Source organism: Aliikangiella marina (assembly GCF_007004765.1).
In the GTDB taxonomy this organism is placed as follows: Bacteria; Pseudomonadota; Gammaproteobacteria; order Enterobacterales; family Kangiellaceae; genus Aliikangiella; species Aliikangiella marina.
The window spans coordinates 1403505-1426128 of the sequence record NZ_VIKR01000001.1; the positions used below are offsets into that span (position 1 = coordinate 1403505).

General features: G+C 41.9%; 21 protein-coding genes. 9 read left to right on the forward strand and 12 right to left on the reverse strand.

Annotation, left to right across the window (positions count from 1 at the left end; genetic code table 11):
* Positions 1–45 precede the first annotated feature (45 nt).
* From FLL45_RS05490 to FLL45_RS05500, 3 genes are all read right to left on the reverse strand, one after another.
* Entirely contained in the window at positions 46–897 is an 852-nt protein-coding gene (locus FLL45_RS05490) for a universal stress protein (RefSeq protein ID WP_142940970.1), read from the reverse strand.
* 166 nt (positions 898–1063) lie between these two features.
* On the reverse strand, positions 1064–1522 hold the full coding sequence (locus FLL45_RS05495) for a hypothetical protein (RefSeq protein ID WP_142940971.1): 459 nt from the start codon (positions 1520–1522) through the stop codon (positions 1064–1066).
* Positions 1523–1723: 201 nt separating this feature from the next.
* Entirely contained in the window at positions 1724–3109 is a 1386-nt protein-coding gene (locus FLL45_RS05500; RefSeq protein ID WP_142940972.1) for a sigma-54 interaction domain-containing protein, read from the reverse strand.
* 239 nt (positions 3110–3348) lie between these two features.
* On the opposite strand from FLL45_RS05500, the gene FLL45_RS05505 reads away from it, so the two are divergent.
* Positions 3349–3861, forward strand: coding sequence for a Dps family protein (locus FLL45_RS05505; RefSeq protein WP_142940973.1), 513 nt, complete (start codon positions 3349–3351; stop codon positions 3859–3861).
* A gap of 90 nt (positions 3862–3951) precedes the next feature.
* A complete protein-coding gene (locus FLL45_RS05510; RefSeq protein WP_142940974.1) occupies positions 3952–4461 on the forward strand; it encodes a Dps family protein in 510 nt (169 codons plus the stop codon).
* Positions 4462–4604: 143 nt separating this feature from the next.
* Here FLL45_RS05510 and FLL45_RS05515 read toward each other — a convergent pair whose 3' ends face one another.
* The 4 genes from FLL45_RS05515 to maoP form a co-directional block, all read right to left on the reverse strand.
* Positions 4605–5033: an ATP-dependent zinc protease family protein gene (locus tag FLL45_RS05515; protein WP_142940975.1), complete on the reverse strand. Its 429-nt coding sequence runs from the start codon at positions 5031–5033 to the stop codon at positions 4605–4607.
* A gap of 30 nt (positions 5034–5063) precedes the next feature.
* Entirely contained in the window at positions 5064–6074 is a 1011-nt protein-coding gene (locus FLL45_RS05520; RefSeq protein WP_142940976.1) for a succinylglutamate desuccinylase/aspartoacylase family protein, read from the reverse strand.
* Positions 6074–6979, reverse strand: coding sequence for a 30S ribosomal protein S6--L-glutamate ligase (rimK, locus tag FLL45_RS05525; protein ID WP_142940977.1), 906 nt, complete (start codon positions 6977–6979; stop codon positions 6074–6076). The genes FLL45_RS05520 and rimK overlap by 1 nt, the downstream gene beginning before the upstream one ends.
* Before the next feature lie 439 nt (positions 6980–7418).
* Complete coding sequence (maoP, locus tag FLL45_RS05530; protein ID WP_142940978.1) at positions 7419–7793, reverse strand: DUF413 domain-containing protein; 375 nt, start codon at positions 7791–7793, stop codon at positions 7419–7421.
* Positions 7794–8031: 238 nt separating this feature from the next.
* Here maoP and FLL45_RS05535 point away from each other — a divergent pair, with 238 nt between their 5' ends.
* Positions 8032–8883 (forward strand): LysR family transcriptional regulator, encoded by an 852-nt coding sequence (locus FLL45_RS05535; RefSeq protein WP_142940979.1) that lies wholly within the window; start codon positions 8032–8034, stop codon positions 8881–8883.
* Between the two features lie 114 nt (positions 8884–8997).
* The gene (locus FLL45_RS05540) at positions 8998–9228 is read left to right on the forward strand and encodes a hypothetical protein (protein WP_142940980.1); all 231 of its coding nucleotides are present in this window, start codon (positions 8998–9000) and stop codon (positions 9226–9228) included.
* 214 nt (positions 9229–9442) lie between these two features.
* Here FLL45_RS05540 and FLL45_RS05545 read toward each other — a convergent pair whose 3' ends face one another.
* Together FLL45_RS05545 and FLL45_RS05550 are read right to left on the reverse strand one after the other, a co-directional pair.
* Complete coding sequence (locus FLL45_RS05545) at positions 9443–10336, reverse strand: endonuclease/exonuclease/phosphatase family protein (RefSeq protein ID WP_210247117.1); 894 nt, start codon at positions 10334–10336, stop codon at positions 9443–9445.
* 158 nt (positions 10337–10494) lie between these two features.
* Positions 10495–11517: a GGDEF domain-containing protein gene (locus tag FLL45_RS05550; protein WP_142940982.1), complete on the reverse strand. Its 1023-nt coding sequence runs from the start codon at positions 11515–11517 to the stop codon at positions 10495–10497.
* 564 nt (positions 11518–12081) lie between these two features.
* Between FLL45_RS05550 and FLL45_RS23085 the strand changes: the two genes are divergently transcribed.
* The gene (locus FLL45_RS23085) at positions 12082–14658 is read left to right on the forward strand and encodes a pre-peptidase C-terminal domain-containing protein (protein WP_185964342.1); all 2577 of its coding nucleotides are present in this window, start codon (positions 12082–12084) and stop codon (positions 14656–14658) included.
* Positions 14659–14882: 224 nt separating this feature from the next.
* Here the strand turns inward: FLL45_RS23085 and FLL45_RS05565 are convergent, their stop codons facing one another.
* From FLL45_RS05565 to FLL45_RS23160, 3 genes are all read right to left on the reverse strand, one after another.
* Positions 14883–16367, reverse strand: a complete 1485-nt coding sequence (locus tag FLL45_RS05565; RefSeq protein ID WP_142940983.1) for a S41 family peptidase — start codon at positions 16365–16367, stop codon at positions 14883–14885.
* A 221-nt stretch (positions 16368–16588) separates the two neighbouring features.
* On the reverse strand, positions 16589–17689 hold the full coding sequence (locus FLL45_RS05570; RefSeq protein WP_142940984.1) for a glutathione S-transferase family protein: 1101 nt from the start codon (positions 17687–17689) through the stop codon (positions 16589–16591).
* 22 nt (positions 17690–17711) lie between these two features.
* Positions 17712–18800: a methyl-accepting chemotaxis protein gene (locus FLL45_RS23160; RefSeq protein WP_142940985.1), complete on the reverse strand. Its 1089-nt coding sequence runs from the start codon at positions 18798–18800 to the stop codon at positions 17712–17714.
* Between the two features lie 295 nt (positions 18801–19095).
* Between FLL45_RS23160 and FLL45_RS05580 the strand changes: the two genes are divergently transcribed.
* The 4 genes from FLL45_RS05580 to FLL45_RS05595 all read left to right on the forward strand — a co-directional run bounded on the left by FLL45_RS05580 (position 19096) and on the right by FLL45_RS05595 (position 22606).
* Positions 19096–20133, forward strand: a complete 1038-nt coding sequence (locus tag FLL45_RS05580; protein ID WP_142940986.1) for a cysteine synthase A — start codon at positions 19096–19098, stop codon at positions 20131–20133.
* Positions 20134–20268: 135 nt separating this feature from the next.
* Entirely contained in the window at positions 20269–21237 is a 969-nt protein-coding gene (locus tag FLL45_RS05585; protein ID WP_142940987.1) for a LysR family transcriptional regulator, read from the forward strand.
* 203 nt (positions 21238–21440) lie between these two features.
* The gene (locus tag FLL45_RS05590) at positions 21441–21650 is read left to right on the forward strand and encodes a hypothetical protein (protein ID WP_142940988.1); all 210 of its coding nucleotides are present in this window, start codon (positions 21441–21443) and stop codon (positions 21648–21650) included.
* 17 nt (positions 21651–21667) lie between these two features.
* The gene (locus FLL45_RS05595) at positions 21668–22606 is read left to right on the forward strand and encodes a sodium-dependent bicarbonate transport family permease (protein WP_142940989.1); all 939 of its coding nucleotides are present in this window, start codon (positions 21668–21670) and stop codon (positions 22604–22606) included.
* Positions 22607–22624: the final 18 nt, after the last annotated feature.

Consider the following 22624-nt stretch of genomic DNA (forward strand, 5'->3'; position numbering starts at 1 on the left):
CTCTTGTGCTTAGTTTTATTTGCCTATTAGTATCATCTTTCGACATCAATGCGACAACAAAACCGGTAGATTAAATCGATTCAGTAGCTCTTTAGTCTGACTGCTAAAAAAAAGTTCCCTCAACTGCGAATGCCCATACGCGCCGAGAACAAGCATATCAACTCCGCCTTTTTTTACGGCATGTTTTACCTGTTCTATCGTTTTCTTATCTTTACCACTGCTCGGTTTTATTCGTTCAGACTCAATATTGTGCCTTGCGAGATAGTCAGTTAGTTCGTTGATTAATTCTTCTCTTGATATTGTCGATGAGTGCCGTTTTTGAACATTGATTAATGAAACTTTATCAGCTTTGCTAAACAAAGGGATTGAATCACTCACCGCACGCGAACACTCAGGTGTCCCATTCCATACAACTAATGGGTTTCGCGCTTGAAATTGTGTGTTCATCTCAGCTGGAATCACCAGTACAGGGCAACCCGCTTGAGTCGCGATATTGTTTGGTAATGGCGTTATGGTTGAAAAGGCGTTTTCTTCTTCAAAATCTGCATTAATCATCAGCAAATCATGACAACGACTTAGCTCAGCAAGAATCTTACTTGTTTTGCCTTCGTAAAAATTCAAGTCATAATTTTGACCAAAGCGTTGTTGATAGGTATCCAGTTTTTGCCGTATTTCCTTCAGTCTCAAGTGTAAAGTCTTAGCGATGTCTGCGCCAATTGAATGTGCCGGTTCGAACGCGTTGAGCGGCGTAGCAACGACAGCTTCTGTATCATGACGATAAACGCACACTGCTGTTAAAGCAGCGTCTAAAAAACGCGCTAAAGAAAACGCCGTCTCCATAACGCTGTCGCATTGACGGCTATAATCGATGTTTACTAAAATACTTTTAATACCCATTTTCTACCTTATTTTTTATCTGTTCACCTAGATGTTGGCTGGCTTAAAAACTCGAGTCAAAATTTTAATTTTGCCTTAAGAGACTTTCTCTGAACGATTTAGACCGTTTTTGCATACTCAGAGTTGAACCAGCGACTGAATAACGATTTAACATTCGAATTGTCTCTTAGAGACTTGCTTTAATATTGCTCAGTTTTTCTTTGAGAACTTCCGTTTTTTGCAGATAATCAATGGACTCATCTGGCGAATCGACGATGACGTGATAACTGTCTAGATGCTCATCAAGTTCTCTAATCGACTTTTTAAGGCGCTTGAATAACTCAATATCAACCTGATCGATCCGCGCTAACGCTTGCTTTGCTTGCAGCATCATATCAGGCAGAGTATCCAATATCGTGCGTTCCACGGGTTCCTGTTCAAGTTTCTGTTTTAACGATGCTCTTTCAGCGAGCCAAGCTTCAAGTCGCTTTATTTCAAACTCAGAAAGGCATGCGGCCGCGTGGGGTGGAATTTGCTGCTGGTTTTCATCAAACGAAGTGATCTCAACTGAGTGAGTGGACTCACCGTCAGCAGCAAGTTGGGTGCGAATACATTTTATTTGATTATCTTCAGTGACAAATCTCATTGTTCCCTCTTCTATCAGTTAGTAAGTTAATTATAAAAAAGATCGACCATTGTTATGGTTCTGCAAGGACAACGAGCAATTACTATACCAATTGCGATATTGTAGAAATGATTAGGGTTAGGGAGATGCAATGTTACTTAAGCCTGGTTGAAATGAACAACGCTGGCGCAAATCAACCACAAAGGTCGTTTTAAGTCCGAATTATTTTAATCCATATTTTTGCACTCGATAGCGCAAAGTTTGACGAGTGGTACCCAGCAGTTTAGCAGCTTCAGTAACATTAAAATTTGTTCGTTCTAGGATGGTTTTTATCACTCGCGCTTCAATTGATTCGAGTGAAAGTGAGCCATCAAGCGGAATCTGCAACACATTTTCAGCGGAAACCGCTGGGCTTGAATCGATAGAGTTGCTGAGACTGCTGCTGAGCTGCAACCATTCTACCGGTAATAAAGAATCTGAGGATAGTAAAACACATCGCTCTAATACATTTCTGAGTTCTCTAACGTTACCAGGCCACTCGTGTTGAAGCAGTTTCTCCCAAATATCATCGCTGATATTTTCAACATGTTTGTTCGCTTTAGTATTAAACTCAGCAATAAAGTGTGGCACTAACTCAAGTAGATCTTCTTTACGAACACGTAATGCCGGTAAATTAAGAATAAATACACTGAGTCTATGATAGAGATCGTCACGAAATTCATTAGCAATAACCGCTTGTTCCAGATCAACACCCGTTGCAGCGATAATTTGAACATCTACAGCCAGTTCTTTTTCGCTCCCTAAACGCCGTATTTTTTGTTCTTCAATTGCCTTGAGTAACTTGGCTTGCAATTCAATATCTAAATCGCCAATCTCATCTAAAAATAGCGTCCCGCCATCCGCTTGTTCAAATAAACCCTTTTGGCGTGATTGAGCACCAGTAAACGCGCCCGCCTCATGCCCGAATAATTGTGACTCTAACAAATCCTTTGGTAATGCAGCACAGTTTAATTCAATGAATGGCCCATCTTTTCTCAAGCCTGTCGTATGAACAATTTTTGCAACAAGACCTTTGCCAGTACCCGTTTCACCGCGAATAACCATTGCACTAACCGGTACGTTCTTGAGTTTCGTTATCATTTTTTTTACGCGTTTGACCGGTTTGCTGTTTCCCAAATAGGCATCGACACTATAGCGTTTATTATTCGCTTGGGAATAAGCGTTGAGTCGACGACGAGTTAGTGATGACCGAAAGGCTCGATTAATACTTTTCTCAAATCGTTTGGATTCCTCTTGTCGGTTTAACCGCTCGAAAGCTAGGTCATCTAAAATTTCATCGATACTGTCTTCGGTTTTCTCAGTGATAAAAAGCCACTCACAGTCAATGGTCGAAAGCGCTAAAGCTCCAATATCATTGATTGCTCTGGTATCAACTAATTCAACGGCACAAAGGATTACATGCGGGTCAAGTTCATCGTTAACTAGCAGTGTTTTTGCTTGAGAGAAGCTACTGGCTACTTCAAGCTGCCATTGTTCTTTATTCATTGCGGAGACAAGCGACTGGCTGATTGTGTCTGGGTTATCAATGATGAGTAAGCGTTTTGACAAAGTATTAAAACTCCCGTAAATAAAAGTTTAAGTACGCAATAGGTCGCACTTTAGCTCACTAACTTCAAGGTTTAAGCGCAAAACAAAATGCCTAATTTGGTTGATTTAAGCAAAATCGTGTTTGATATGCACCAGTTCAGGGTTAATTTTCTCATATTTCGCGATTCAAAGCCTGATATTCCGGGTTGGCATCATATCTGCTTCTCCATTAATGACATTCACAATCCTAAGGAGAAAAAATGAGTACGCGTTTAACTACAGTATTGAACACTCAATCAGATGAATCAACTGTAAACAACGGCGTAGTAAGAGGCGACAGAAAAGCGCTGTCGATTAAACTGTCTGAAGCGCTTGCTGACAGCTACATGCTCAACATTAAGACACAAATTGTTCACTGGAATATTTCGGGCCCCCTATTCCATGCAGTGCATCAATTAACGGAAGAGCAGTATCAGGATATCAACGAGGCGATCGATATTATTGCTGAGCGGATCCGCGCAATCGGATTCTTAGCGCCAGCAACCCTGGGTCAACTGAGACACTACTCTTCGATCAAGGATGCCGAAGATGACTTAGGCGCAATTGATATGGTGAAAGATTTAGTCGAAGCAAACGAGTTGATTAGTAAAAACTTACGATTTGCTGTCGAAGCTGCCGAGATTGCGAAAGATGTTAGCACTGCAGATTTATTGACTAGCCGTATTGGACAACACGAAAAATTCGCTTGGATGCTACGTTCGTTAATTTCTTAGCACGCTTCAATGGAATTAGATCGCGGCTAGCACGTTGCAGCCGCGCCCCTATAATGATTAAGACGAAATTGCTTTCTAGAAGGTAACCATATGACAATAACGAACACGGTATTCAACCAACCAATTGACGAATCTGCAGTCGATAATGGTGTGATGCGCTACGACAGGAAATTGCTCTCAAAGCTACTCACAAAAGCCTTGGCCGACACTTACTCACTGCATGACAAAACCAGAATTGTAAACTGGAATATTACCGGGCCACTATTTTACTCGGTACATACATTGACGAAGGCGCAATACCAAGAGCTTTTTATTGCAATCGATGCCTTAGCGGAAAGAGTGAGAGCCATCGGTTTTCTTGGTCCACGAAATGTTACTCAATTACACAATCAATCGAGGCTAAGTGATATTGGCGGCGATATGAAAGCGTTAGAAATGATATGGTCTCTCGTTAATGCCAATGAAATTTGCTGTCGAAGCCTACGCGCAGCGGCTCAGGAAGCAATTCGCTTAAACGATGTCGTGACCGCCGATTTCCTTTCGCGTCGAGTCGAAGTACACGAGAAAAACGCCTGGATGTTGCGTTCTCTCATAGAATAGTTACCCACTCGCACTCGACATTGTGGCGACGTTCTAAACTGCGCTTTAATTGTTAACCTGGCTTCTACTATTAAAGGCGTTACTATTACAGGCGTCTCGACTACGCAACGTTACAAAGGTTAATCTTAGCGTTTTCGTTGCATTTAACTGGTTAGCACATATTCTTTTTCTGGATCCACTAACAAACGGCCGATCATTGCTTCACGGCCTAACAACATTAAATAGGTCATGTTGGACCGATCGGTTAAATTCAATTCGATCGGCCATTCTTGATCTTTCAGCACGAACTTAGTGTCAATGACATAGCGTGTCTCGCTCTTGTCATTGGCCATTTTAATTCGTCGTTTTGACTTTACTTTTGCTTCTCGACGAACCACTCTATCAACATCATGATAGTCCGGGTGAATATCAAAACGAACCCATCTCGCACCATCTTTTTCGAACTCTTCGATATTATCGACATGTAAAGCGGAAGTTTTTGCCCCCGTATCAACACGCATATGTAAATTGCTGATTTCAAGATCAGGGAGTGAACAAAACTCTAACGCACCCACTATCATTTTATCATTCATACTTTGCTCGACTCTTATTCATAATAAAGCTTAATCTGGTACCAAGTTATCTTGAAGAATCTCAATATTATCGACAACTTCATCAGGCTTTTTAAAATAAGCAATGTGATACATTGCCTCACCTTCATGGGTGAGCGGAATATTCTGTTTACCGATAACAATCCCTGAAACACTTGAGATCACTTTATCGATGACCTCACCAAAGGGATCTTTGATATTGGCTAATACATGGCCTTTTTCAACAAAATCACCGACTTCCTTTTTGTGGCTGACAATGCCGCTGTTGCCGGCTCTCATCCAGGTTGAATCTCTAGCAACAAAAGGCTCCACGTTAGCTTTTTTAGAACGCAGCTTTCTTAACATGCCTAGTTCGACCATGACGTTGATGATTCCACGGTATCCTGCCCTTATGCTTAACTCGTCAAACCGTAACGCTTCACCGGCTTCATAAAGTAATATTTTTACGCCTAACTCATGGGCAGACTCGCGCAAGGATCCATCTCTAAGATTAGAATTAAGTAACACAGGAACGCCGAAAGCTTTAGCAAGCGATAAGGTTTCCGGATCTTCAAGATCGGCGCGAACTTGCGGTAAATTCGTTCGATGGATTGCGCCAGTATGAAGGTCAATCCCGTACTGACATTTAGAGACAACTTCTTTCATTAATAAGTTTGCCATGCGACTCGCTAACGACCCTTTTTTAGAGCCTGGGAAACATCGATTTAAATCCCGCCGGTCAGGCAAATACCGACTTTGATTTAATACGCCATAGGGGTTTACCAGCGGCACTGCAATTAACGTCCCTTTTAAGTTGGCGATTCTTTTTGAGTTAATCAGTCGGCTAATAATTTCAATACCATTTAGCTCATCTCCATGGATTGCAGCGCTCACAAAAAGGTTAGGCCCATCTCGCTTACCCCGTTTGACAAAGACGGGCAAGTAAAGACTGATATCCGTGTAGAGGGTTCCAATCGGGATCTCTATTTTTTTACTTTCACCTTTAGCAATTTTTTCGCCGCCGATGATTAATTCGGATACCACTAGCCTTTACCTCTGGTTCGTGTGCGATTAGGCCTTGCATTCTTTTCAATAAATTCGAAAATCATCCCTGCGACGTCTTTTTTGGTCGCGGTCTCAATTCCCTCTAAACCGGGTGAAGAATTGACTTCCATTACGACTGGACCATCATTCGACTGCAAAATATCGACACCACAAACATTGAGCCCCATTACTTTTGCTGCCTGGACCGCTGTCGCCCTCTCTTCTTTGCTGAGCTTAATCAGGGTTGCACTGCCACCTCGATGCAAATTTGATCGAAATTCCCCTTCAGCACCTTGGCGTTTCATGGCGGCCACTACTCTCCCGCCAACCACAAAACAGCGGATATCTGCACCGCCCGCTTCTTTGATAAATTCCTGGACCAATATATTCACATTGAGGCCCATAAAAGCTTCAATCACACTCTCTGCCGCTTTCGCTGTTTCACCTAAGACCACGCCTATTCCTTGAGTACCCTCCAAAAGCTTAATAACAACAGGTGCACCTCCAACATTTTTAATCAAATCTTTGATATTATCAGGCCGGTGAGCAAAACCGGTTCTCGGCAAGCCGACGCCTTTACGTGACATTAGCTGGAGCGACCGAAGCTTGTCTCTTGAGCGGCTAATTGCGACTGATTCGTTAACACAAAAAGTCCCCATCATTTCAAACTGTCTGACAATAGCCGTACCGTAAAAGGTTACGGACGCGCCAATTCGTGGAATAACTGCATCATATTTTGGGAGCTCCACACCATGATAGCGCATGGCAGGCCGACTCCGAGTAATATCCATATAGCAATGCAGCGTATTGATAATATCAACTTCATGGCCTCTTGCTATGCCCGCTTCTTTGAGTCGTCTTGTGGAATAGAGCTTCGGGTTTCTAGATAGAATTGCGACTTTCATCAATCATCTCGTTTATTTGGGAATTAACTCAAATGGTCGACTAGATTTTATTAAAAATCAAGCGTTTATATGATTTATTAGAATTATCGAATCTCGTTGCAAGAAGCTGTCAGTCTGAGCGAATAATCTAACCACTTAACTAAGCGCCAAATTTAAGCAGCTAAAACGTTTGAAAAGTAACAATGAACGACCAACGGGAGCTAAGCCACTTTGCATTGATATCAATTGATCAGATAACGATCAAGGACGAGCGTTAAGAAGCCTACGTTGTTTCATGGTTGTTTCAAGGTTGTTTGCGGTCTGTTTGAACGTTATTTCCAACCAATTTGCTTTACCTGGTGACAAAGCAATAACGCTTACACATTAGGTGTCTGCGACTCGTTTTTGCGCCCCACCAGGCTTAGCTAAAGCCGATTCAATAATCATTACTTTTCAACAACTATATATAAACGTCGTCATCCTCTAACACTAGGCTATCATCCAAGTCATCGAACTCCTCAGTTGCCGCTTCTTTTTGAGATTTTTCTCTATCAACTACCCACACTTGAGAGCGTTTGGGGAATGTACTGTATTTTAGCCAAGTCTTTTCATCAAAGCTCGAAGCTTCCACTTCTCCGCGCAACACTTTGATGACGCGCATGTCGTCTTCGTTCAAATCGGTTAATAACCCTTCTTCAAGGGCTTTAAAGTATGCCCCCATAGACTCCAAACTTTCAGATTCCGATACGGTAAAGCAGCCAGACTTAGAAAAACCATACGGAAATCGCTCGTCATCATAAAATCGTCTAGAAAGAAAATCTTCTCTTGTGCCCATTTGATACCTCTATAATGATTACAAATTAGTGCAGTTTTGAAACGCCTTTGTTTCCATAATCCGAACTCGCTATTAAATACACCGAGGTACAGAGAAAATAAAATAAAAAATTTTATATCTTTCCATAAAAATTTTTTTAATAATAATCGCACTTCCTTCTAGGTTGTTTAGTTGCCAATAACTCACTAGAATTTCAAAGGGTTAGGTGCGATTTCAACAATTTCAACGAATCTAATACATGGATACAGAACTGTTAAAGACCTTTCTTGAGGTCAAAAATACGCGACATTTCGGAAGAGCCGCGGAAAACCTTTATCTCACGCAAGCTGCAGTGAGTGCACGTATTAAACAGCTGGAATCGACTCTTGGTGTTACTCTGTTTACGCGGTATCGTAATAACCTTCAACTCACACCCGCGGGTGAGCGACTAATCGACCACGCAGAATCGATGCTGAATGCTTGGGAACGCGCTCGTGCCGCTGTTTCACTCAAAAAGAAACAGCAGTTTGTTTTATCTTTTGGCGGAACAAGCGGTCTATGGGATTTGATTCTACAAGATGCACTCAATGAAACTCACCGCAAGTTTCCGAATCTCGCATTAAGAGCTGAATCGCATGGTCAAGACGTTTTAATTCGTCGTTTAGTCGAGCGAACGTTAGATATCGCTTTAGTTTATGAACCTGCCAAAATAACCGATTTAGTCTCCAAACCGATTGCCCAAGCTGAATTAGTTTTAGTGTCGACCAATCAATTGCAGCAGTTAGAGTCCGCACTCAATACCAATTATGTCGCAGTTGATTGGGGTACAGCATTTGAAATCAACTTTTCTCAGGTATTCCAAGACTTAGCCCCTCCAATTATGAACACAACCCTTGCCAGGATTGCGCTGGAGTTTATTATGGACCACGGCGGCAGTGCCTATTTACCGCAGAGAATGGTCGCGGATTTACTGGGTAAGTCTTTGTTTCAAATCCAAGAAGCCCCCACATTTAATCGCCCAATTTTCGCGTGTTACCACCATGAAAACCGAAACACAGACACAATTGAAGAAGTCCTCAAGCTAGTCAGCGACATCGCTGAAACTGACTAAAGCCAGATTAAGTTAGAATCAATAATTTTTGTGATCAATATTAAAAACATTTGTTGGTTTCTTTCGCCGAGTCGAGTTAATTTAGCGCTCGGTTTTAATCCACTGGAGATCACAATGAAAACCATCTTCACACTGTTTGCTTTGGTAATTGCTTTAAATGTAACCGCTACTGGCTCAGGACAACCTGCACCGAAAGAAGTACTCGACGAGTACATTGAGACTTGCAAAGAGTATGCACTTGAGGACGGTGTAACTGCCGAACGTTTAGAGGTGTACATGCTCGAATGTGTCAACGAAGACCTTGAAGCAAACGATTATCAACGTATCGATAAAATCGACGACTAAATACCCTCGCTTTCTGCAAGCCGAAATTGTCAATTTTGGTTTGCAGTTTTTTCATGGCTAGATGTATTCATCTATTGAAAAGCTAGTCGCTGGTGCGTAATTGCAAACAAATAATTATTGACCGAAAATAAGCGATGTTATTCAAGCCCTAATTATCTTGCTTAATTAGGGCTATCAAAGCGACTTTATCTGGCCCTAACTTTGAGCCTCAATGTTACAGCGTTAGTTTGACCGAAATCGGGCAATGGTCGCTCAGTTTTGAACTAATTTCTTTGGTATACTCTGGCTCAAAGACTAACTGTTCAAACGAGTCTTCCACATACTTTGCTCTGGCATTAACGTCCATCACTATATGGTCAATATAATCTTTATAATAACCGCCCCAACACGCTGACTCTTTTTCTAATGTTGGCGACCAAAGTGCTTCGTTACCTTCATCATCGATTGCTTGCCATAACCCAGCATCTTCAGGTTGCTTGTTGGCGATATCCTTAACAAATCGTCGGTTGAAATCGCCTAACACCATGAACGGGATCCCCTCCGATGCCCGAGCATCGATCCAAGATTCTAGCGGCTCTATTTGTTTCCCCAAGATATCACACGCAATTTTGCGTCTTTCTTGTCTATCATCCTCCGCAGGCATTGCGGCAATGCTCTTACTGTCTAGTGGTAAATCAAAACATCCCGACTTTAAATGAACGGCGAGTAATCTTAATTGCTTATCACCTTTTGTCATTATGATATCCATCCCATGACGCACTCTGCCGACATCAAGCGCTTTGTATTCAATGGATTTAACGTCATAGCCGGCCGACTTTCTGACCGCGACGCCGACTCGCTGTACCCAATCTTTCGTCGAAAAGTAATAATCGTACTCGTCGCCAAACACTTTCTTGGCATAATCAGCGCCATCGACCTCCTGCAAGGCGATAACATCGGCATTAAGTTGCTTTGCATACCTTGCTAACTCTTTATAGTCCGCTTCATTTCTGATATTTCGTTCATGCGAGCCAAGCCATTCAATATTCCATGCAGTGACTTTCAGTGTGTCGGCATGCGCAGAGAATGGAAATACCAATGCTAGTAATATTAAAAGTGTTTTTTTCACGTTAATCTCAATAACAATTGTTTAGAAAATGTGACACAACGGTACTGTATTAATGGATTAACTTCAATTGATATTATGTGACCATAGGTTAGACAAATGTTACCTTCGTTTGGTCTGAGTGGATGGTAATATAGTCTGGATAGTCAGTCGGAAAGCAGCTAAAACAGTTCACAGTCGGAATTGGTTGCGGCGTCGGTCTTAGTAAAATCATCCGAATTAAAAAATGTCACCCTATCGCGTCCATCGTCTTTGCTTTTGTAAAGTGCTTTATCAGCATGCTCAACGAGTGTCATATGAAAAACGTTCCTCTCCATTTTAACTACGCCAATGCTAACGCTGATTTTCCCAACCTGCGCGATATTGATATTACGCACGGCATTCATAGAGCGGTGTAAAATGCTGCTCGCTTCATCTGAATCGGCCGCACTAAAGATGAGCGTGAACTCTTCCCCTCCATATCGAAATAACATGTCATTCTCACGGAGCGATGCGCGTATGGTTTGTGCAATTCGCATCAATACTTCATCCCCCATTAAATGACCATGCTGATCGTTTATCTTTTTAAAATGATCGATGTCTACCATTGCGAGCCACAACGCATTGTCAGAAGCCTCTTGACGTTTTTCATTGTCGAACTTTTCTGGCGTTGGTAAAACTGAGTCGTGGATCTTTTTTATGACCTCATCAAAGGCTTTTCTGTTGGATAATCCAGTTAGCTCATCAGTTTGAGATTCTAATAACAGCTGCTTAAAATTACGATAAATTCGCAACATTCCCATAATTTGTTGTGAATTAGATTTTGAGACCCCAAAGGAGTTGGACTCAATCGTAATGTATTGAGCGACTTTTCGGGTGTGGGATAATAAAAATAACGTCAACGCATGATTATCCAAATTAACCGTATAATAATCGGTTGGCATACTATCTAAGAGTTCACAGGCTGATAACAGTTCTTTGCTTGCTTTAACTTTGCTGGTGATGGTGCCGTGTTTTAATGACGAGTAATCCACCTGCTTAAGAATAATGTTTTGATTGTCTAATGCGAGGAGACTCACTTGGATTGGGTTTACGATAGCGTAGATGCTTTTTAACAAACTCAGTTCCAGAAGATCGACGTCGCGAAGCGAGGTAAATCCGGCAATTTGACTCACTAAATCCGTGTTTTCTCCGAGGTCACCCATAAATCAACTATCTTCACTACATTTTCCTTGAGTATAGTCCCAAATGAGCAAAAAAAGTAACGCACTACCCTAAGCGTTTGAACCGATTAAGCTAACTAGCGCTTCATGAGAAAAAGTACCGCTCACATCGTTGTTGTTGAAACCACGTTTGAAAGCTTTACTTAAAATCTTTACTTGGGACCTTTACTTGAACGTTTGATTAAGAACGAAACCCATTTTTGCGCAACAGAATGTTATCGGATTATCGTTTAAAATATTTTAAACCGTCAAAATTAAAATAACGCTTTTATTTAACAGGGTAATTATTTTTTCAGTTTTATGACAAAAAAACGGAATTATTTAAGCAAACACTGTTATTAAATATAATTTGGTAATATTACCGCTTTTTTGGCGGAATATTCGCAAAAATGGTCGTTTTTGACCTTTTTTATTCTCCTCAAATTGATATATTCGGAACGTGCTGTAGAGGCTGGTCAAATTGTTTACAAACGAAATGGCTTTTCAAAACTAAAAAATAACACTCACAGCATCCATTAATAAACAATCATAAAGTTGGGAGTACGCATGAAATATCCGATCAAAAAGGTTGCTTCCGCAGTTACTGCGGGCATCTTGGGGGTAACGCTCACGGCGGGCGTTAGTGCCGCAGGTTTAAATGAAATTTCATTAAAACCAGTTGCCATTGATTCCGTCGAACAAGCCCCGGTTCGCTACATCGTCAAATATAAGAAAACAGAATCTAATACGATGATGAAAGCATCTGGCAAGCCAGGCTTCAATGCTATCACCGCAAAAAGCCAATTAAAGGCACGCGGAATTAAAGTCAAAAAAGAAATTTCTGACCAGTATGCAATTGCTGCGATGTTAACCAAAGCCGACATCAAAGCTTTACGCAAAAATCCAATGGTGGAAAGTTTAGAAATTGATGCGCCACGTAAATTTATGGCTCTCTACAATGACGATGCTGGCGATCCAAATACTACGCAGTTGACGCCATACGCAATCTATCAGTCGCAAGCTAACCAGTTAACTTTACAACCTGGTCAAAAAGTTTGTGTTATCGACTCAGGTATCGCTGGCTCTAACGGTGAGACTGGCGGATTAAACAACGACTTTGTATGGTCCAACATTACTGGTACTAACGATTCTGGTACTGGAAACTGGAACGCTGACGGTGGTCCTCACGGTACTCACGTTGCAGGGACCGTTGGTGCTGCAGATAATGGTTTTGGTGTTATTGGTATGGCGCCTGGCGTGCCAATGCACATCATTAAAGTATTTAATGCCGCTGGTTGGGGTTATTCTTCTGACTTAGCACAAGCAGCAAGCGACTGTGCGAACGCTGGCGCAAACATCATCACCATGAGTCTTGGTGGTGGAGCTGCAAATAGCACGGAAAGAAATGCATTTGATAACTTCACCGCAAATGGTGGTCTCGTTTTAGCTGCTGCAGGTAATGATGGAAACACCACCCGTTCTTACCCGGCTGGTTACGATTCAGTTATGATGATCGGTGCAAATGACGCCGATAACAACATCGCAGATTTCTCGCAACATCCCTCTTGTAACACAGCAAAAACAAACTGTGTTGAAGCAACTGCTGGTGGTGTGAATACCCTTTCAACTTACCCTTCAGGCGGAGCTACCGTTGCAGGCTTAACTGCTGATGGTAGTGGTTACGCAGCAGCCGCGATGGAAAACACAGGTAATGCTTCTGGCTCTACTTACTTTATGGGTACTGCGGAGACAACTGACGCGGGTGCTAATGGCAAAATTTGTATGATAGATCGCGGTAACGTTTCTTTCTTCGACAAAGTTAAAAACTGTGAAGACAGTGGTGGTATCGGTGCGGTAATCATCAATAACGTTGCGGGTATTTTACAAGGTACGTTAGGTACTTCAAATACAACTTCAATACCTGCACTAGGCGCAGACCTTGCTGACCGTTCTGCGCTTATCGGCGCATCAAGTGCGTCTATTTCTGTTGGGCCCGGTGATTACGGTTTAATGAGTGGTACGTCGATGGCAACACCAGGTGTTGCTGGTGTCGCGGCGCTAGTTTGGTCTAATCATCCTTCTTGTACCGGTACGGAAATTCGTAATGTACTTAAACTGACCGCTGAAGATGCTGGTGCAACAGGACATGACGTTTACTTTGGTAACGGTATTGTAAAAGCTAAAGCGGCAAGCGACTATATCACAGCTAATGGATGCGACGGTTCTGGCGGTGGTAACCAAAATGAATTACCAACGGCATCGTTTACGAGTTCATGTAATGATCTTTCGTGTTCATTCAACGGTTCAGGTAGTTCAGATACCGATGGCTCAATCGCTGCTTACTCTTGGACATTTGGTGACGGTGGTACAGCCACTGGCGCAAGCCCTTCTCACAATTACTCAGCTGCAGGGACTTACACCGTTCAGCTTACAGTCACTGATAATGATGGCGGTACAAACTCGACATCACAGACTGTCACTGTGACTGAGCCTCCGGTAACCGATAATGTACTGACAAATGGCGTTGCCAAAACCGGACTCTCGGCTGCACGTGGCGATACCGTCAGTTTCACTATGGAAGTTCCAGCTGGTGCCACTGATTTATCATTTGTCACTACTGGCGGTTCTGGTGATGCTGACTTATACGTAAGATACGGCGCAGCGCCGACGACTTCTAGCTATGACTGTCGACCTTACAGAAGCGGCAACGAAGAAACTTGTAGCTTTGCAACGCCTCAAGCCGGAACTTACTATGTGATGGTTCGAGCTTACAGCGCGTTCTCAGGCGTTTCATTAACCGGTTCTTTCACTGAAGATACTGGCGGTGGCGGTGGTGCTACTGGCGGAAGTGCTTCACTGGATAATCTGTCAGGTTCACGTGGTAACTGGGATCACTATACCCTAGACATTCCAGCGGGCATGAGTACGTTCACTGTTGTAATCGCTGGTGGTAGCGGTGATGCTGACTTGTTTGTTCGTTACGGCGCACAACCCACTTCAAGTTCTTATGATTGCCGTCCATACAGAAACGGTAACTCAGAGACGTGTACTTTCAACAACCCTGCGGCAGGTACTTGGCATATTAGTTTAAATGCTTATCGTACATATAGCGGTGTTGGATTGGATGCGACTTGGAATCCATAGAAAGCAAAATAAAACAATAAAGATTTATTGATACTTTGATACCGGTAAGTTGTCTTACCGGTATTTTTTTGTCTTAATTAAACGTCAAACTCTTAATGTCTTTCATCTCCAGTCAGCAACTTGAAACGCGCTTTAATCAATATTTTATGCTTGCCGTCGGGTCTAGATATCCGGCAAGGAAAAGCACCAGGCTATCAAAGTCATTAGCGATGATTAACGGGGCCTCATTGATTCCTAGTGGCAATTTTTTCTAAAGTAAGTTCGATTACGCTATCTTTACCTGCAAGCCAATCCTCAAAAGATTGTTCAGCAAAAATATCGGGGGTTATTCCTGCATCAGGTTGTGTATGTTCTGGATAGTAGGCAATCAGTGGAATGTCGACCTCAATGTCTGAGTTTGGTAAACGAAAAAAGAACATTTGTCCGCCATTGGTTCCCTTTAAGTTACCACCATTTGTTTCGCCGATAAGGGTTGCAAAACCATTGTTTTTCATTTCCTTCGCCATCGTTGAAGTTGCCGAATTGTTTGCACCATCAATTAATAAATAAACGTTACCGCTAAAAGTTATGTCTGCCGGTTGGATCTGATAGCGCCGGACGTTATTGATTACGTACTCTCCTTTTCCATTAGATTGCGCCCATTCTCGAATATCATAAACGGCATCATTCCATGTGCCCAAGAAGGGTTTGTGTTTCTTAGCCACTTGTTGATACACCGTTTTTTCCGCATACTTAGTAATACTAATTGTCGACTCGGTTAAATGGGTTAATATTTTATCGACGACGTCTCCCATTCCCCCACCATTTCCTCTGATATCAATAATAAGGTTTTTTGCTTTGTTATTCTCTAATTGTTGAAAGCCGTTATCCAGGAATTTTTTCCAATCCAACTTCATGTTATAAGTCGCAAAACTATGAAATTTAAAATACCCCGTTTCCGAATTAAGCATTTTAAATTGCCAACGTTCACCGCTAGTTTTTTTGTTTAATGGATTAATTTTTTGGAGTCTATTTTTTCTTTCTATGGCCGATACTGTAAACAGTTTTTCAGAAACAATTTTATTACGCTCGCGGCTTCTGTAGGATAATTGATATTGACTATTCTGCGGTGGATACAATAAAGGCAAAAGGATATCGAACCATTGCTTGGTGCTAAACCCATCCATATCGAGTCGATGATAGCGCTTTGCAAAATTGCTACCGTCAGAAGCGACATAAGGAATCATTGACTGATATATCTTAGTCATAGAATGACCATTTATTGCGACTATCTCATCACCATTTTTCGCTTCGCTGTGTGAGGACAGGTTTTGATCGATAAAAAAGCGTTCACCAATTCGTTTAATTAAGATCGGTAGTTTGTCGTTACCATCGATAAGTAGATCTTTAACTGATTGAGATTGGTTAAAGGGGTTTGTAAACGTATGTCCACATTGAATCTCTGCAGCTAGCTTGCTAATCACTAAGAATGCTTGAGCGGTTGTACCCCCAGAATTAAACTGTTGTCTGGCAATTTCTAGCTTTTTATCAAATTCTTCTTCTGTTTGATAACGATACAACCCGGGATGATAAGCCTTCATTAATTCGCCAAATAACTGCAAGTCTTGACTAAACGCATGAGAACTAATCTTCTGGTTTACAGCATCACTAGCATTAGCGGTCGACACAAAAACAATGACGCCTAGTAGCAAAATAGTCGCGTATCGCATCAGTGAGTCCCTTAGTTTGGTGTTAAGTTCTAGTATAAAAACCTTTGATTCCGAATTTTTTCTTTAATATCAGTATCAGCGTTTATTAACCGCTGATTCTCAGCTTCAAGCTATTTCTGCCGAACACGTCTCTTCATTTAAATGACATTTGTAACAGTGGTAATGAGTATTTATCAGGCTAATCGAAAACCGGCAAACACCAAGTCGAAATTTTCAAGACGCTATTGTTGGCGAGCAACTCTATTATTAATACGTGTAATTTCGCAAGCTGGTTTATATTTAATTAGAGCTTCTGCATTGAAAGTATTGAGCCAGCTATCAATCATCAATTGCTCTTCAGTTGACAAGCTGCGGTAATACGCAAGTGGTCGTTGTAACATCCACTGAGTATAGGTGGGACAGATACGTTGTGACTGCGTTTCGCCTATTTGAAAATCGATTTTACCAATTGCTCGCGGTATCGATTTCTCAGGATTCTCCTTTAGCCATTCGCAAAGCCGTTTGGAAGACTCTTCAAAAAATGGCCATGCGTCTTGGAATAAAAGATTAAATATTGGGTTCAGCGTTTCGGGTACTTGATCCTTTACAAGCCAACCTTTAATTTCATTAGCGTCAGATAAACACCACATTCGATCAATCCAATCGACTAAATGAGGTGACTCCTTGGTTAATATTTTTTTCGGGTACGGGTCATGAAATAGATGGGCTCTAAAAGGACCGATAAAACTAAAGTCCGCAATGGAAGGCCGGTCACCGAGTAAAAAATCGTATTGCTCAAAATGAATATCGAGCGCTTTGATAAGCTGAACAAATTGATTCTCGATAGCGAGCTTGGTGGTTTCATTAATCCCTAATAGCGGTACGAAACCAGCGAAACGTTTGCCGACTTTTTTACCGATATATCGTTGCAAAAACGCTGGCAACCATGGAATTGCGGTCTTACCGAATGCTTCAGCAACAAAGTTTAAATTCTCATCGGGAAAGCTCCACCGGTAGTGCATCGCGGGTAAAAGTAGCCATTCGTCACCGAATAATTCCAATAGCAAAGCCGCTAATTTTTGTTTTGGGCTAGTTGGATAAACGCTTCGTTCGGGATGTGTTTTTTCTATAGTATCGATGATGTGAGTCGAGTCTTGTAAGAATGCACCTTCCGGTGTTTTGACAACAGGAATAAAATTAACGCCGGTCTTCGGTTTAATGACTTTTCGATAGGTCCAAATAGTCGCGTATTGATCAGCAAACGCGATTTGCTTATAACGCAAATACGACTTTACTTTCGCCGTATAATACGAAGCCGGACTCCCATATAACGTATAAGGCATGATAACAACAAATTGATAAGCGTTAATTTATCGTAGCAGCAATTTCATCTAAGTACGACATGACTTCGTTACTCGCTTGTTCCATTGCCTTAAAATGGCGCATCGCTTGCTCTTTTTCATTAGCCTTGTAGAAATTTAATGCTTCAATCCCATTACGGTGCACCGCCTTATGAGGTTCATTTAACTTTTTAAAAGCACTCAGATTAGAATACTTTTGTTTGCCAGTATCATGATACCATTTACCAAATCGGCACATAGTATGGTCAGCAAAACTATCGACTGACTTATCTAATATTCCAAAGGCAACAGCATAGACTTCGCCTTTCCAAACGATATGATCAAGCTTAATTGCTTGTATAAAACTAGTCGCAGAAGCAGCTTCAATCGTGTGTTTCATGGTATTACAACAAGCGATAATCGAGCTGTAATCTGCATTTAATTTTGTAATACCCTGCGCGAGCTCCTCATTACTTCCTCTGATGACCGAAACAGAGTCAACAGACTCATTGGTTGTCTTGATTATTTTATTTACTAACTCAGCAACTTCACTTGCTGAAGAATTAGTACTATTGGCTAATGAACGAACTTCGTCAGCGACGACACTGAATCCCCTGCCAGCATCACCAGCTCTTGCCGCTTCTATCGCAGCATTTAAAGCTAGCAAATTGGTTTGGTCAGAGATTTGCGAGATGGTGGCAACGAACGTATTAATGTTACTCGCCATGTCATTCAAACCGGAAATATTTTCGTTCATATCTTCCATGTTACCGGTTAAGCTCTGCATGCCATCGACAATCGTTGACAGTGCTGCAGAAGATACATCGAATAATTGATTGATTTGTTGGATAGACTGACTTTCGTTCTCAAAATGATTAAAGGACTCGAGGACATTCTCACGAACACCTTCAACTTGTAAAATGCAGTCAATTGAGCAAGCTAATAGGCCGTGTTCAAATTTATGAATATCAGCGTTGTCGTCCTCCACTTGTTCCTTCAAATCGCTATTTTCCAATTGTAACTGCTCGAGAGCCTCAGATAACCCTTGGTTCTCTGCTTTCAATTGGTTGTACTTTTCTTCAAGTGCCAAATACTTGGATTTTGATAAAAACATCGCTGGTTAACCTTTCTGTTATTTTTCTATTCATGCTGACGTGCTTATTCAAATAACCGGTATTGAACTGAATTTTTAATAAGCGCTTGTAATGAGGTTAGTTGAGCAACTGCTTTTTGTCGAATTAGCCAATAATAAAAATAGTGCAGGATCAAAGTAACATTTTCGACACAATCTACTCTGAAAAGCAATCTGATAATTATCAACGACGTATATTCAAGAAATGAGATGCAGAGATACTCACGTTTCCGCCTATTTTTGGATTTAATCAACTTGAGCTAAAAGGTCTATCCCTTTGAAAATAAAAGAAAACCTCAGCAAATTAATTGGTAATACACCACTACTAAAAATTCAGTCACTATCGGCATTGACCGGCTCCGATATTTATTTGAAATGTGAGTATTTAAATCCTGGAGGTTCCATTAAGGACCGAGCCGCCTTGCAAATGGTTTTAGACGCAATCGAGCGGGGTGACTTGAAGCCAGGCATGACAATTGTGGAAGGAACGGCGGGAAATACCGGTATTGGGCTAGCAGTGGTTGCAAAATCGCTAGGATTTAACATGCTTACCGTTATGCCGAAAGGTCAAACGCCCGAAAAAGAGCGAATGATTGCACTTCATGGTGCCGAGCTCAAACTGGTTGATCCTTGCCCTTTCTCAAACCCAAATCATTTCTACCATACAGCTCGAAGGTTAGCCGAAGAAAACGAAAATTTTTGGTGGGCCAATCAATTTGAAAACCTGAGTAATTCGCGCGCCCATTATCTCAACACCGGACCTGAAATTTGGCAACAAACGGATGGCCAGATCAATGTCTTAGTTTCAGTTTGCGGAACCGGCGGAACCCTCGGTGGGACTTCGAAATATCTCAAGGAACAAAACCCTGATATTGAAACTTGGCTAGTCGATCCTGATGGGTCCGGTATTTATGCTTATCTTAAACATGGTGAATACCAGGCTCAAGGTAGCTCATTTACTGAAGGGATCGGCATAATGCGTTCTGTTGCTAATTTTAGAGAAGCCAAAATAGACAAAGCTGTTAATTTACCTGACCAGGACCTGGTCACCATTTCACGTTATGTGAGAGACCATGATGGCATCGTTCTCGGCAGCAGTGCAGCTCTCAACGTCGCAGGAGCCCTCAAAGCAGCCGCCCACTCTGATAAAAAGCGGCTAATAGTGACCTTTGCTTGTGATATCGGTGAACGCTCGTTTTCGAAACTTTACAACAGTGAGTTTCTGGCGCAAAAAGAGATTAACGAAAACAAAGAATCAATTGAATCGCTTTACGCACGTTATCAAAGCGACGAAAACGCAGTAATTTCACTTTAACGCCAAAGCCATTAACAACGAGCCCTTGGATCGTACCACAGCATCGGAAGACCACTAATATTTATTAAAATATATTTAAAATGACAATTGCATTTATTATGATAAATGTAAAATCGATTCACACAGGTATTAGTGATGGCGCTCCCCCATTCGAGGTTTCATGCTCGACTAGGAACCTTTCGTCAACTCGAGATATTCGTCAAGTTTGCTGAAACAGGCAGCATCAGCCAAACAGCGCACGATCTGCATCTTGCACAGCCATCGGTCTCAATTCAATTAAAGAAGTTGGCCGAAAATCTGGATATTCCACTGATAGAGCAAGTTGGAAGAAAGCTCTACTTGACGGCCGCTGGACAAGAACTCTATCAAAGCTCCAAGGAAATTTTTGATACAGTTGGTCGTCTTGAGAGTCGTCTGGCGAGCCTGTCAGGCCTGCAAGCCGGATTACTGAAACTTTCTGTTGTAACCACTTCTAAGTACTTTTTCCCCCATTTACTGGGTCCATTTTGCGAGACTTACCCCAACATTGAGGTTTCATTTAATATTGGAAACCGCAACTCGATGATTGGCCGGCTTCGTGAAAATAAGGACGACTTTTATGTGTTTAGTCACCCTCCTGAAGATATGGACTTGGAAACCTTTGAGTTCGTCAAGAATCCGCTCGTTGTCGTCGCGCCGGCAGGACATCGTTTAGCCGGGAAAAAGGATATTTCTTTTGCTGAGCTCAAAGATGATCCGTTTATTATGCGAGAGCCTGGATCGGGAACACGGTTTGCGTTGGAGCGCTATCTCATGGAGACCGGCCATACCATTAATGAAAAAATGACGATTGAAAGTAATGAAGCGATTAAACACTCTGTGATGTCAAACCTTGGAATAGCGGTTTTGTCAGTCCATACCCTCTCCTTAACAACCTCTGATGACTTTATCATCCTCGATGTTCAGGACTTCCCGCTTCAGCATCAGTGGTACCTAGTTTATCTAAAAAGCAAACAACTCTCTGATGTCGCCAGTACGTTTATTCAATTTTTGCAAGCAGAAGGTGGCGAACTTGTCGCGGATCTGCTTTCGAGTTCTATCGCGAAAGGTTATCTGGATAAATAATTGCATTGGATAAACAGCATTCGATTTACCAGCTAAGATTCAATTTTCCAGCCAAGTGGTCGCGAAGCCTTGAGGAGCGATGGTTTAGATACGCTTTAATATAGATTTTTATAAATACTAAAGCTAAACAATATATATTATTGTCTATGCAACTTATTTGTCACAATAGCGCCGTGACACGTTCGTATAACGGAGCTAACTCATTGAAAAATAAAATCCAGTTTATCTATAGCCAATTCACTGCCCTTGTAATGGTTGCTATTGGATTTATTACCGCTGAACATAATCCAGGTAGCTGGATGTTGTTCGCTTTGGGTGGTGCAATTTCAATATTAGCCTTCTCACAAATCAAGTCTCGCAAGAAAAGCGACGTAATGGCGATAAAAAACGCGAAAACACAGGCTAGCCAGTAGTTAGATAAGGCTTTTTAATGCAAATTGATGTCATTGTTCTATTTTTCCTGTTAGGTTTCGTCGCAAAACTTATCGGGTCTAACCTCCGCTTCCCTGATGGCTTTCATCACTCGATTAGTATTTTTCTCATGCTGGCGATTGGGATTAAGGGCGGCATTGCGCTTTCTGAAAACTTTTCCACGAGTATTTTAATCCAGGCAGGATTGTTCACGCTACTTGGCCTAGCGCTTCCGTTCATGGCTTACCCTGTGCTCAAACTCGTTGGCGGATTTGAGAAAAAAGATTCTGCGGCAATCGCTGCGCATTTTGGCTCGGTGAGTATTGGAACTTATGCTGTCGCAGTTGCACTGCTCGAATCGCAGAATGTTGCCTATGAAGCTTATTTTCCGCTGTTTGTGGTATTGCTCGAATTTCCAGCGATGTTTATCGCTGTATTCTTGGCCAAAGAGGCAGGTGGGAAGTTACAGCTTGGTGAGTTAAGCCAGCAAATTCTTAAGAATGAGAGTATCGTCTTGCTGTTTGGCGGTTTGCTGATCGGTTTTGTCGCCCAGGCTCAAGCAGTCAAACTCATGCCGTTGTTTAACGATATGTTTTATGGCGTGCTGGCACTGTTTCTCTTGGCGATGGGAATTGATGCCGCAGATAAAGTAAAGCTGCTCAAACAAAATAGCGTTTTCCTTATAGCCTTTGGCACATTAACTCCTGTGATTAATGGTTTGGTCGGCGGTGTCTTTGGTTATCTTCTGGGCTTTTCAGTCGGCGGTATCTTTTTAACCATCGTGCTGAGCGCCAGTGCATCGTATATCGCCGTTCCTATTGCGATGAGGACATTATTACCTGACGCAAATCATTCTTTTGGTATGACAACTTCCCTCGGCATTACATTTCCATTTAACATTCTAGCTGGTATGCCTGTATACTGGCTGTTTGCTCACTGGCTTAGTAAAATAGCCTAATCTAAAAGCTTCTAATTC